We start from the raw sequence: 12,877 nt of genomic DNA, 5'->3' as shown, positions 1-12,877 counted from the left end.
GTTCGCCCTACGAAGTGATAGTTGTTCAGCTCTCGCAACAGCGAACTGATCTTGGAAAATTGCTCACCAAAACGAGGCTTGTGTGGAACCGGTGACACAATGTTACCCGAACCTTCTAATTGCTTTGACGATCTTATTGTGCCTCACATTTGACTGCCATTCCCTATAGCAACCAACTTATAAGGCCTGACCTATACTACGTTGTTGCCACACTGTCAGAGTCATCAATCATGGCTATTAGCGCTAAATACGATCTCATTATCCCGCAACATATATTTCTCAAAGGAGACGCATCATGCCAACCTATCAGGTCTATACATCCCATCATTGCCTCACCGTTCCCGTAAAAGCCAGCGTCGCCCGAGCAATCACCAGTGCCCACAGCGAAGTGACGGGAGCAGACAATTTCTTTGCACAAGTGATGTTCACTGAAAAAGCTGCGGAGGACTACTATCTTGGTGGCCGTCCGTTACAAGCCAATCATCTGTTCGTTCATGGCGTCATACGAGCTCGCAGCCTCGAGCTCAAAAAAGTACTTATAGAAAAATTGGTGAGCGAAATAGCCAATGCGGCGTCATTACATCAGCGATACATCTGGGTCTATTTATCAGATTTGCCACCAGATATGATGGTGGAGTTTGGTCATGTGCTTCCGCAGCCGGGGGAAGAAGCCGCATGGGCCAATATGCTCACGGTCGAGGACCGAGAATATATGCATAGTACAGACTATCTTGGACAGGATAACCCTTGATCAAAGATCACCAAGTTGCGTTGTTCTCGTCGATTTGACCGTAAAAATAATTTTTGAAATAACCACCTCGGCCGCACTGCAACCAGAAAAGCATCAACGCAATTTAACCTCGGTTTGATTATGCCCACATTTTATCCGTCATGCGTTCAACGGCATTCGAGTCTAAATTTACCTTTTGTCTGGATCAATACAGCTAAAATAATGTGTCTCTGTGAACGGAAGCGGGCCATGCAAATCTATCTGCATGGCCCGCTATATAGCTCTGTAACTTCACTCACTGATCATGGTTTTATAAAAATTGCTTACCGATCCACCAGGCAATTGCGGCAATAAATGCCGAGGCCGGAATCGTAAAAATCCAGGCCCAAACAATATTACTCGCAACACCCCATCGGACTGCCGACATTTTGCGCGACGCGCCAACGCCGACAATCGCACCGGTAATTGTGTGAGTAGTAGATACCGGCACACCCAAAATGGTCGCCATAAACAGAGTAATAGCACCGCCTGTTTCGGCACAAAACCCACCAACCGGCTTCAGCTTGGTGATTTTTTGTCCCATCGTTTTAACAATACGCCAGCCACCGAAAAGTGTTCCGAGACTAATAGCGCTATAACAAGATAAAATCACCCACCAAGGCGGCAATGAATCAGAGCCGTTTGAAACACCAGCCGCGATCAATAGCATCCAAATGACACCGATAGTTTTTTGTGCGTCATTACCGCCGTGACCGAGGCTATACATAGAAGCGGACACCAATTGCAAACGACGGAACCACTTATCGACCTTGCGTGGCGTTGAGCGTACAAAAATCCAGGACACCAGCACCATCATAATCGAGCCGAAAACAAATCCAAGCAACGGTGACAGAACAATAAAAGCGATAGTTTTAATGAGGCCAGAAGAAATCAACGCGCCCGTACCCGCTTTAGCTACTGCCGCACCAACCAAACCACCAATCAGCGCGTGCGACGACGACGAGGGAATTCCATAGTACCAAGTTAAAATATTCCAACAAATAGCGCCGATCAGTGCGCCGAACACAACGTAATGGTCGACCACTTCAGCGTGAATGGTGCCCTTTCCGACCGTGGCAGCGACATGTAGCTGGAAAACCGCGATCGCTACAAAGTTAAACACTGCGGCCATTGCGACAGCCTGTTGCGGCTTCAAAACACCTGTGGAGACCACCGTGGCGATAGCATTCGCGGCGTCATGAAAGCCGTTCATAAAGTCGAACACTAACGCCAGCGCAACAAGGAAAGCAAGAACGTAAATACTGATATGAAGAGTTTGCATGGAAAATTGAGTCGTTTTAAATACATCGAGGTGGCACGATAAGTATTGACACTTATTATCGTAGACGGCAGCTGAGTTAGCTGCCCCACCATGGCTCAGCACGTTATTTCAACCGTGCTGTGGCGAAAAACCTTAGGCGTTTTCTACGATGATGCCTTCAATGATGTTGGCGACGTCTTCACAACGATCCGTCACTGTTTCCAAAATTTCATAAATTGCTTTTAATTTAATCAACGTACGTACATCCGGTTCGTCGCGGAAAAGCTTTGACATCGCGGCACGCATGACATGATCCGCATCTGACTCGAGACGATCAATCTCTGCACAAATTTCCAGAATTTTTGTCGAGTTGTCCATGTTGTGTAGTAAAGCGACCGCTGACTTTACTTTTTCTGCACAAGCTAAACATAATTCTGCCAGGCGCTTTGCCTCGGGCGTAATTGCCTTAATATCGTAAAGCGAGATCGTCTGTGCTGCATCCTCTAATAAATCAAGGATGTCATCCATACGCGTGATCAGTTTATGGATATCGTCACGATCAATTGGCGTAATGAACGTCTTGTGCAGCATATCAATCGCTGCATAAGTAATCTTGTCGGCTTGTTTTTCGATGCTTTCAATGGCGTGGACCCGAATTTCCAGATCGTCGAAATTGGTCATCAATGCCACCATTTCTTTCGCACCCTTTACGCACAACTCGGCATGTTGGTTAAAGAGCTCAAAGAATTTGCCCTCGGTGGGCATCAATCGTGCAAACATATTTTCTCTCTCTTCTTCATTAAATCTGGATTAAATCTGTGCTGTAATACAAGGAACTCGTCAATCTAATGCCTGTTACCTGGCAGCAAAAATGATGCATCAATAAACATTACAACGTTATGCCAAGGCATTAGTCTCCACCCTGCGGAGCGGCAAGGCCACCGGCATAGTTCTCAAATTTTGTGTATTGTCCAAGAAACGTCAGTCTCAAGCTACCAATTGGTCCATTACGTTGTTTACCAACAATGATTTCCGCTGTACCTTTTTCCTGAGAGTCAGGGTTGTACACTTCATCACGATAAATAAACAAAATAACATCAGCATCCTGTTCAATCGCACCTGATTCACGCAAGTCTGACATGATCGGACGTTTATTTGGACGTTGCTCCAAGGAGCGATTCAACTGAGATAACGCGATCACCGGGCACTGTAATTCTTTCGCCAAGCCTTTTAAATTTCGTGATATTTCAGAAATTTCAGTAGCACGATTTTCACCTGCCGTATTCCCTGACATCAACTGCAAGTAATCGATGATGATCAATCCTAACTTACCGCACTGTCGAGATAACCGGCGCGCACGCGCCCGAAGTTCCATTGAGCTTAAGGCTGGCGTTTCATCAATATATAGCTGTGCATCATTCATTTTTTGGATTGCATGCGTCAAGCGTGGCCAATCCTCATCATTCAGTCGTCCCGTACGCAGACGATGCTGATCAAGTCGACCAACAGAGCCCAGCATACGCATCGCTAATTGCGTGCCGCCCATTTCCATAGAGAACACGGCAACTGGCAGTCCACTCTCTATAGCGACAGTCTCACCAATATTGATAGAAAACGCCGTTTTTCCCATCGATGGGCGGCCAGCAACAATAATAAGGTCGCCAGGCTGCAAGCCAGATGTCATTTTATCAAGATCAGCAAAGCCGGTTGGTACCCCGGTAATTTCGCTTTGATTGTCGCGGCTATATAGTTCGTCAATGCGCTCGACAACCTGAGTCAATAAAGGTTGGATTTCTTGAAAACCTTGTGCGCCACGCGAACCCTCTTCGGCAATAGCAAAAATCTTCGACTCAGCCTCATCCAGCATCTGCTTCACTTCTTTGCCCTGCGGACTGAAAGCCTGGCCCGATATTTCATCTGCCACTGTAATCAACTTACGCAAGATGCCACGGTCGCGCACAATTTCGGCATAGCGGCGAATATTAGCGGCCGAGGGCGTATTTTGAGCCAGCGCATTGAGATAAGTCAAACCGCCGACCTCCTCTGCCTTGCCGGTACTACCAAGCGACTCAAATACGGTAATGACATCCGCTGGTCTGGAGTTATTGATCAACTTGACGATATGTTGAAAAATAATGCGATGGTCGTACCGATAGAAGTCGTCTGCACGAACGAAATCGGCGATTCTATCCCAAGAGGCATTATCGAGAAGCAACCCGCCCAAAACGGATTGCTCCGCTTCGATTGAATGGGGTGGTACGCGTAGTGAATCTAACTGTGGATCTGAAGGTGGCATGGCGCGAATTATACCTGCTTACAAGTTTAGCTCTGTTGCAGTAAACCAAAAAAAGGACAATAAAAAAGCCGGGAGAACCCGGCTTTTTAACATTTCAACAAATACTCGTAGCGCACTCAATCAAATTAAGCGTGCTCGCCGATCACAGCAACAGTCACATCAACCAGGACGTCAGTGTGCAAAGATACAGCAACGGCGTGGTCGCCAACGATCTTCAAAGGACCGACTGGCAAACGCACTTGCGATTTTTCAACAGCAAAACCTTGCTTGGTCAACGCTTCAGCGATATCAGCATTGGTAACAGAACCGAACAAACGGCCATCAACACCTGATTTTTGCGAAATCTTCACGGTCAAACCGTTCAATTTTTCGCCTTGCGCTTGGGCGGCTGCCAATTTAGCAGCTGCAGTTTTTTCCAACTCTGCGCGTTTAACTTCAAATTCAGCAATTGCTGAAGTTGTAGCACGGCGAGCAAGACGTTGTGGAATTAGAAAGTTACGTGCATAACCATCTTTTACACGAACGACTTCACCAAGATTGCCGACATTAACGACTTTTTCTAACAGAATAATTTGCATGTTTTTCTCCTATTTCAAGTCGTCAATTAAACGTTGTGCAGATCGGTGTAAGGCAACAACGCAAGGAAACGCGCGCGTTTGATCGCGGTGTCAACTTGACGTTGGTAAATTGCCTTAGTACCTGTCAGGCGTGCTGGCATAATTTTGCCATTTTCCTGAACAAAATCTTTCAACGTATCGACGTCTTTGTAATCAACGCTAGCAACGTGTGCTGCTGTGAAACGACAAAACTTTTTACGCTTGAACAGCGGGTTTTGTTGTTGACGCTTGTTTTTCAGTTTGCTTTTATCGAACTTTTTACCGAATGCCATTTGAGGCTCCTGTATAAATAATTAGGCCGCAGTTTCAGCTGCAGCAAATTCAGTGATGTGAAATACCAGACTTTTACCGTTGCGACTCTTGCGTGCCAAAAATCCTGTGAACCAGTACTGACCACCCAATACCGTCTGATTGAATCGCCCCGATATCTCGCCTATGGCAAGAGCGGCAATTTCGAACTCAACCTGACGTTGGATACCCGCTTCATGTGGTGACGAACGACTCAGCAATATTGCTGAAACGATCGGGATACCCGCTGGCGTATAACGCAATACTTCGCGCTCTGCGATTTCGGCAACCAATTGAAGCGCGTTGTTGAGTTGATTCACTCCGGTCTATTTGGAAAATGGTGACGCAATGAATGCAAGTTAATCGGCAAAATTAGGCGGCTGCCGGGGCTGATGCTGGCGCAGCTGGTGCTTCAGTACGATGGCTTTTAGCAGCATCTTCCTTTTGCACAGCCTTCATCATTGGCGATGGGCCAGTTTCAGCTTTTTTCAGCTTGACCGTCAGGTGACGCAAAACAGCATCATTGAACTTAAAGCCAGTTTCGATTTCGGTCAGTGTTTCGCTGTCGCATTCGATGTTCAAGCAAACATAGTGTGCTTTTGCCAATTTTTGGATCAGGTAAGCCAATTGACGGCGACCCCAATCTTCAACGCGATGAACGATACCGCCACGTGTAGTGACAATACCCTTATAGCGTTCGATCATTGCAGGCACTTGCTCGCTTTGATCCGGATGGACGATAAACACGATTTCATAATGACGCATGTAAGCTCCTTTTTGGACTGTTGAAAATAGCCCACCCCGGCGTCAAGACGAGTGTGGGAAGAGGAAAGTCGATAACTATACAGTGAAATCCTTCAAAACTCAATGCTCAATACACATGATCGTCATACAGACAAATAGATTGTCAAATTTACTTGCATTCAACTGAATACTGTACAAAAATACAGACTGTTTATATACACAGTTCGCCGGTAGCATAAATCGCAGCATGAACGCCATATTCTCGCACCAGCCCTTATTCGACAACCGCTATCAATATGATCAAATTAACTGCACGCCAACAACAAATACTTGATCTCATCAGGGATGCTATTGAGAACACGGGTTTCCCTCCGACTCGCGCTGAAATCGCATCCGAGTTAGGATTTCGCTCAGCCAATGCAGCTGAAGAGCATTTGCAGGCGCTTGCACGCAAAGGCGCCATCGAAATTTCTCCGGGGACGTCTCGCGGAATACGGCTTCTTGCAAAAGGCCCTAGCCCGACTAGTAAGCGCAATAATGATGACATCGGGCAGCAATTTACCTTACCCCATCCTGCATTAATGCAACTCAATCTTCCATTGGTGGGACGCGTGGCTGCCGGATCACCAATCCTGGCACAGGAACACGTTCAGGCACGATACAACATTGATCCTACCTTTTTTAGCGATAAACCGGATTACTTGCTGAAGGTACGCGGCATGTCTATGCGTGATGCCGGTATTCTTGATGGGGATCTACTAGCTGTCAAAAAAACGGAATCAGCGAGAAACGGTCAAATAGTCGTAGCACGACTGGGCGATGACGTCACCGTCAAGCGATACAAAAAAACTGGCTCTTCGATACAACTACTACCAGAAAATCCAGAATTTGAACCGATCATTGTCAGCGAAGATCAAGATGACTTTGCGTTAGAAGGCTTAGTGGTGGGATTAATGCGGAACTGGGGCTAATCCTTAAAAATGCAATTATCGGCTCGATCAGAGCTGATAATTGCAAGCGTATCAAGGCGCACTTTTTAATGAAGACGTAAGCTAATTAACCTAAATAGCGCATTTGAAAGCCCCTCTCAGGATGAAAAGCGGCATCTCTTAGCGTTAATCAAAACTACTCAAAAATTCCTTAATTACTTTTGAAGCAATAATTTTTAACACCCGGAAAAAATTTCTCCATCAATCAAGACGCCGCCGCTTAGTCAAAATCTGATTAGCGATACCGCGCAAAATATTCACCTCTTCAGTTTCCAACCCTGCGCGTGCAAACAAACGCTTCAGGCGTGGCATCAATTTTTTCGGATGTGCCGGATCGAGAAAATCGATTTCAATCAGTGCTTTTTCCAAATGGGCAAACATACCTTCAATCTCAATCAGATTAGCGGTATCGCCGTGAAATCCGATCTCGTCACTTGACTCACTCTCGCCAGGCGGTTGTTCAGCGCTAGCCGCGACCCGAAACTCATAAGCTAATACTTGCACCGCTTGCGATAAATTTAAGGAGGAATAATCGGGATTCGCCGGAATGTTAATTAATACATTACATTTCTCGACGATTTCATTCGGCAAACCATAGCGCTCGCTTCCAAATAATATTGCCCCAGTCAGGGTTTTATCTGTCGCTAGTTGCGCCGCCACCGCTCTTGGTGCCATCACAGGTGGAGAAAACTCGCGGAGGCGCGCACTTAGCGCAGCTGCATAATTGCACCCGATCAAGGCCTGTTCGACAGTCTCGACGATTCTGGCTGACGATAGAATATCTTGCGCACCGCTTGCTAATGCAATTGCCTCATCACGCTGTAAAACGTCCGGATAGCGGGGATTCACCAGGACCAGCTCGGAAAATCCCATTGTTTTAATAGCACGTGCAGCTGCGCCAACATTGCCGGGACTACTGGTATCAACCAGTACAAAGCGTAGGCGATTGAAAAGAGACGTGTTGGTTTTTGTCAGGTTCATTTAAAATAGCGTCATTCGCAGGTTAATTTTCAGGAAACGCTGATGTTTAGTGTCTTGGAGTATTAGCCGGGAGCCTGTCGGTCTGACCGGATCAAAGTGAAAAATGCACTGAACGAGGACAGATTTTGCCAGATTCGCAGCACCGATAGCCAGCTATTGGTCGAGAAACTGATGAAACATGACCTGACCAGATCATTTTTCAGCCGATTCCGCATAGCCCGTCAGGCCCTTGTTACCGTCAAGACGGCCTGCATCGCTCATTATTAATAATATAGGTTGGTTCTGTTCCCATTAGGCACAGTGCCGCCATTTTAACGGAACCGAATCCAGATATGCATCCTATGCTCAATACGGCCATCAAGGCCGCCCGTCGTGGTGCCGCAGTCATTTCGCGCGCCTCCTTCGATCTCGACCTGCTTCAGGTAGAAAAAAAAGCACATAACGATTTTGTCACTGAAGTTGATAAAAATGCCGAAGCGGCAATTATTGACATTTTGAAGAACGCCTATCCAGACCACGCCATATTGGCCGAAGAGTCCGGTGCGTCCGACAATCTACATGACGAAAACGAAAACGTCTGGATTATCGATCCAATCGATGGCACTACCAACTTCATCCATGGCTTTCCACAATACTGCGTGTCGATTGCGTTACAGCATCGTGGACAAATTACCCAAGCCGTCATCTATGACCCAACTCGTAATGATTTATTTACCGCTAGCAAGGGCGCTGGCGCTTACTTAAATGAAAAACGTATCCGTGTCAGCAAACGCACTCGCATTGCAGATGGCTTGATTGGAACCGGCTTTCCTTTCCGCGAGACCGAAGGGCCGGTCATGGACGAGTACATGAAAATGTTCCGCGTAATGACACAAAACTGCGCTGGTCTGCGCCGCCCCGGCTCGGCTGCGCTCGATCTGGCATACGTTGCAGCGGGTCGCCTGGATGGTTTTTTTGAAAAAGGTTTAAAACCGTGGGACATCGCGGCTGGTACTTTGCTGATTACGGAATCTGGCGGTATCGTCGGTAACTTTGTTGGGGATTCTGATTACCTCTACAAAGGCGACGTATTGGCTGGCAACCCTAAAATATTCGCACAATTGGTTAGTTTATTATCGCCATACGCAAAAAAGTAGAAAAAAACTGAATGGCATCCTATCCTAAAGATGAGGCCAGAATGTCACAAGGGAATAGGTTCAGGGATATCACTAAAGTGGCGTGATTTGAACCAACTGATCGACTCAAATGATCGACGCCTCTGACGGCATCATATGTTTTTATATGATGCCGTTTTCACATCAAAAGCGCCAAATGTTTTGTGATATTTAGCTGCCAATCACCGTGCGATGCGATGAAGGTCGATGGCAATTCAATCACTATTGAAAAACACTAACGATAAAAATTTCGCTACACTTTTAATGACTGAGAGAGAAATCCAAAAATTTCGAACGATGCCGCGCAAACGCGCGGTTTGTTGTTGTTCGCTGTTATACTTCTGCCTTATGCGGCCATTCACCAGTCAAGTGTCGCCGTAAGGGAGCGAGAAAAGTTTAGTTCAGAGGGCTTTTTAGCTGTCTCAACAATTGCTTGCTAGTTCCTGAATTCATTAATCCCGTTTGCCTGCGACTGGCGCCCGAGCGGCGACAGGCCGATATTCTTCTATTGAGCTTCCATGTTATTTTCTGAACTCGGCTTGTCCGATGCCATCGTTCGCGCTGTTACCGAGCACGGCTACACAACGCCTACTCCAATTCAAGCGCAAGCAATTCCTGCCGTGCTAGCTGGCGGAGATTTGCTTGCGGGCGCCCAAACCGGCACCGGAAAAACCGCTGGCTTCACCTTGCCCGTCCTGCACCGCCTGGCTACTTCGCCAACAAACCCGACTGGTTCCCATCGTCCAATTCGCGCACTGATTTTGACGCCGACTCGCGAACTCGCGGCACAAGTCGAAGAAAGCGTGCGTTTATACGGTAAATATTTGCCGTTAACTTCAGCGGTTATTTTTGGCGGTGTTGGCATTAATCCGCAAATCAAAATTTTGAAACATGGCGTTGATATCCTGGTGTGCACACCAGGCCGATTACTCGACCACATGCAACAAGGTACGGTTAATCTGACGCATGTTGAAATTTTGATCTTGGACGAAGCCGATCGTATGCTCGATATGGGTTTCATCCGCGACATTAAAAAAATTCTTGCCGTGCTACCGAAGAAACGTCAAAACTTATTGTTCTCCGCGACCTTCTCGGACGACATCAAGATATTGGCTGATAACTTGTTGAACTCACCAGCGATGATTGAAGTTGCCCGCCGCAACTCCACTGTCGAGGTCATCCAGCAAAAAATACATCCAGTTGATCGCGATAAAAAACATCCGTTACTAGCACATCTGATTAAGGCTCATTCTTGGCGCCAAGTGCTAGTGTTTACCCGCACTAAACATGGCGCAAACAAACTGGTCGAACAACTTGGTAAAGACGGCATCAGCGGTATGGCAATTCATGGCAACAAAAGCCAATCTGCACGCACCAAAGCACTCGCCGAATTTAAAGACGGTAGTTTGCAGGTGTTGGTCGCTACCGACATTGCAGCACGTGGAATTGATATCGATCAACTGCCGCACGTGGTTAATTATGATCTACCAAATGTTCCCGAAGATTACGTCCATCGCATCGGTCGCACCGGTCGTGCTGGCGCCACTGGCGAAGCCGTATCATTGGTATGCGTGGATGAACATCAAATGTTGAAAGACATTGAAAAGCTGATCAAACGCGAATTGCCAAAAGAAATTATTGCCGGTTTTGAACCAGATCCACATGCACGCGCACAGCCGATTCAATTGCGTAGTGGTGGCGGTGGCGCAGGCAACGGCAATCGTGGCGGTGGCGGACGCACACAAGGTCAACGCACAGCTGGCAAAGCACCCGCCTCTGGCGCAAAACCAAACACGGGTCCGGCCAGAAGCAGCAATGCCAATTCGCAAGCTCGCCCTGCAGCACCGCATCGCTCAGGTGGCCGTGGTCGCTAAGTAGTCTTTATATTCTGTGGCTGTCACAATGGCCGCGTCATTTTTCCTACGAAAATGACGCGGCCATTTGTATATTAAATTACCAAAAAGCGCTGTGCCATTTCTCTGTCTTATATTTGTTAATGTGACTTTCTTCAATTTAAAAGACATTGCGATACTCAATCGCCTGCGCTAAATGCCGCGGATGCAATCTCAAATTTATAGTGTAATTGACGACGCCCAACGATTCAGCATACTCAAGCATTTTTTTACATAGGTAAGCGTATTCCCACGGCCGTCTCGATAAATTCCGGCAGAGAAATTCAATCGGCAAGAATTAGCGGGCTATCGCCATCGTAGATGTGAAGTTCCACGGCAGGAAGTCATGGACCTGATTGACCGGGTGGTCGGCGATATGGGTGAGAACGTGGCGTAGCCAGGCTTCAGGATCAATACCGTTTAATTTCGCTGTGCCGATCAGTGAATAAACAGCGGCAGCCCGCTCTCCACCGCTGTCGGCACCCGCGAAGAGATAATTACGACGTCCGATAGCGACGCCACGCAAGGAGCGCTCCGCTGCGGAATTATCGATTTCAATGCATCCATCGTCACAATAACGTTTTAGCGCAGGCCATAGATTGAGGCTATACATGATGGCAGCGGTCGTGTCTGACTTGCGCGATAGCAGCAGAAGCGTCGCCCGTAACCAGAATTCGAAGTCATCGATAAGCGCGAGCGATTGTGCTTGTCGGGCTGCGCGACGTTGGTCCGGTGGTTGGCCGCGAATCTCAGCTTCAATCACATACAGTTCGCCGATCCGGCGCAAGGCTTCAGTGGTGACCGCAGATGGTCGGGCCACATGCAAATCATAAAATTTACGGCGTGCATGCGCCCAGCAAGCGGCTTCCACGACCTGGCCGCTTTCATAAATGGCGTTAAATCCAGCGTAGGCATCCGCTTGCAACACGCCACTAAAAGAGGCCAGATGTGTTTGTGGATGGATGCCTTTACGGTCCGGAGTATAGGCAAACCAGACTGCTGCTGGTTCAACAGATCCGGAAGGACGGTCATCCCGCACATAGGTCCATAGTCGCGCTGTCTTGGTCTTGCCATTACCCGGTGCCAGAACGGGTATGGGTGTGTCGTCGGCATGCAGTTTCGTGGCAGCCAGCACATGGCGTCGAATCGCGTCCACCAGTGGTCGCAGCAAACTGCTGGCAGCACCGACCCAGTCAGCCAATAATCCCCGATCCAGTTCGACACCTTCACGGGCATACATGACAGATTGCCGATAGAGCGGCAGGTGATCGGCATATTTACTGACCAGTACATGGGCCAGTAATCCGGGACCTGCCAGACCGCGTGTAATCGGACGACTGGGCGCGGCAGCTTGCAGGATGGTATCGCAGCACTTGCAGGCCAGCTTCGGACGAATGTGTCGGATGACTCTGAAGCTGGCGGGAATGAATTCGAGTTGTTCAGCAACGTCTTCGCCCAGTTGCCGCAGGCCACCACCGCAATCCGGACAGGCATTTTGTTCGGGCAAATAAATCTTCTCATCACGGGGTAAATGAAGGGGCAGCGGTTTGCGCGGTGCACTCTGGCGTGGCTTTCTGGTCGGAGGTTCTTCCATGGCAACAGCACTCTCATCGGCCTGCAAATCTTCCAGTCGCAGTTCAAGTTGTTCGATCTGGTGATCGAGCTTCTCGGATTTGCGGCCGAACTGCATGCGTCTGAGCTTGGCGATAAGAAGCTTGAGGTGTTCGATTTCGATCCCGCGCGTGGAAAGCTCTTCCCGCAACTGCGCCAGCGTTTCACTTTGCGCGGCAAGGGCGACGTCACGCTCCAGGATCATGGCCTGCAAGGTCGCGATATCGTCAGGAAGAGTGGTGTGCGTTGGCATGGTGCCAGTTTACGCATGTGTG

Annotated in this window: 13 protein-coding genes; 4 read left to right on the top strand and 9 right to left on the bottom strand. The window is 48.1% G+C overall.

All coding sequences use genetic code 11. The annotated features are described in order from the left end of the window. The first annotated feature begins 295 nt into the window (after nt 1-295). Nucleotides 296-751 carry a tautomerase family protein gene (locus tag ACXX82_RS22055; RefSeq protein ID WP_458563708.1) on the top strand — a complete coding sequence of 152 codons (456 nt, stop codon included), beginning with the start codon at nt 296-298 and terminating at the stop codon, nt 749-751. 289 nt (nt 752-1,040) lie between these two features. On the opposite strand, the gene ACXX82_RS22050 is transcribed toward ACXX82_RS22055, so the two are convergent. The 7 genes from ACXX82_RS22050 to rpsF form a co-directional block, all read right to left on the bottom strand. Then, nucleotides 1,041-2,051 carry an inorganic phosphate transporter gene (locus tag ACXX82_RS22050; RefSeq protein WP_322238401.1) on the bottom strand — a complete coding sequence of 337 codons (1,011 nt, stop codon included), beginning with the start codon at nt 2,049-2,051 and terminating at the stop codon, nt 1,041-1,043. A 132-nt stretch (nt 2,052-2,183) separates the two neighbouring features. Then, nucleotides 2,184-2,810 (bottom strand): DUF47 domain-containing protein, encoded by a 627-nt coding sequence (locus ACXX82_RS22045; protein ID WP_322238399.1) that lies wholly within the window; start codon nt 2,808-2,810, stop codon nt 2,184-2,186. 130 nt (nt 2,811-2,940) lie between these two features. Then, nucleotides 2,941-4,326 carry a replicative DNA helicase gene (locus ACXX82_RS22040; RefSeq protein WP_458563707.1) on the bottom strand — a complete coding sequence of 462 codons (1,386 nt, stop codon included), beginning with the start codon at nt 4,324-4,326 and terminating at the stop codon, nt 2,941-2,943. Nucleotides 4,327-4,451: 125 nt separating this feature from the next. Further along, complete coding sequence (rplI, locus tag ACXX82_RS22035) at nt 4,452-4,904, bottom strand: 50S ribosomal protein L9 (RefSeq protein WP_322238395.1); 453 nt, start codon at nt 4,902-4,904, stop codon at nt 4,452-4,454. A gap of 26 nt (nt 4,905-4,930) precedes the next feature. Further along, nucleotides 4,931-5,215: a 30S ribosomal protein S18 gene (gene rpsR, locus ACXX82_RS22030; RefSeq protein ID WP_108439014.1), complete on the bottom strand. Its 285-nt coding sequence runs from the start codon at nt 5,213-5,215 to the stop codon at nt 4,931-4,933. A gap of 21 nt (nt 5,216-5,236) precedes the next feature. Further along, complete coding sequence (gene priB, locus ACXX82_RS22025) at nt 5,237-5,551, bottom strand: primosomal replication protein N (RefSeq protein ID WP_322238391.1); 315 nt, start codon at nt 5,549-5,551, stop codon at nt 5,237-5,239. A gap of 52 nt (nt 5,552-5,603) precedes the next feature. Beyond that, nucleotides 5,604-5,996 carry a 30S ribosomal protein S6 gene (gene rpsF / locus ACXX82_RS22020; RefSeq protein WP_322238389.1) on the bottom strand — a complete coding sequence of 131 codons (393 nt, stop codon included), beginning with the start codon at nt 5,994-5,996 and terminating at the stop codon, nt 5,604-5,606. A 275-nt stretch (nt 5,997-6,271) separates the two neighbouring features. On the opposite strand from rpsF, the gene lexA reads away from it, so the two are divergent. After that, nucleotides 6,272-6,946 (top strand): transcriptional repressor LexA, encoded by a 675-nt coding sequence (gene lexA, locus ACXX82_RS22015; RefSeq protein WP_322238387.1) that lies wholly within the window; start codon nt 6,272-6,274, stop codon nt 6,944-6,946. A gap of 219 nt (nt 6,947-7,165) precedes the next feature. On the opposite strand, the gene ACXX82_RS22010 is transcribed toward lexA, so the two are convergent. Further along, nucleotides 7,166-7,945 carry an RNA methyltransferase gene (locus ACXX82_RS22010; RefSeq protein WP_323507697.1) on the bottom strand — a complete coding sequence of 260 codons (780 nt, stop codon included), beginning with the start codon at nt 7,943-7,945 and terminating at the stop codon, nt 7,166-7,168. Nucleotides 7,946-8,277: 332 nt separating this feature from the next. Here ACXX82_RS22010 and ACXX82_RS22005 point away from each other — a divergent pair, with 332 nt between their 5' ends. Both ACXX82_RS22005 and ACXX82_RS22000 read left to right on the top strand, forming a co-directional pair. Beyond that, complete coding sequence (locus tag ACXX82_RS22005; protein WP_322238384.1) at nt 8,278-9,081, top strand: inositol monophosphatase family protein; 804 nt, start codon at nt 8,278-8,280, stop codon at nt 9,079-9,081. 536 nt (nt 9,082-9,617) lie between these two features. After that, the gene (locus ACXX82_RS22000; RefSeq protein ID WP_322238382.1) at nt 9,618-10,973 is read left to right on the top strand and encodes a DEAD/DEAH box helicase; all 1,356 of its coding nucleotides are present in this window, start codon (nt 9,618-9,620) and stop codon (nt 10,971-10,973) included. A 316-nt stretch (nt 10,974-11,289) separates the two neighbouring features. Here the strand turns inward: ACXX82_RS22000 and tnpC are convergent, their stop codons facing one another. After that, a complete protein-coding gene (gene tnpC, locus ACXX82_RS21995; RefSeq protein WP_458562829.1) occupies nt 11,290-12,855 on the bottom strand; it encodes an IS66 family transposase in 1,566 nt (521 codons plus the stop codon). Nucleotides 12,856-12,877: the final 22 nt, after the last annotated feature.

The organism is Glaciimonas sp. GNP009 (assembly GCF_054343755.1).
The sequence above is the reverse complement of the archived record's forward strand: the minus strand, read 5'-3'. Positions and strand labels throughout refer to the sequence as shown.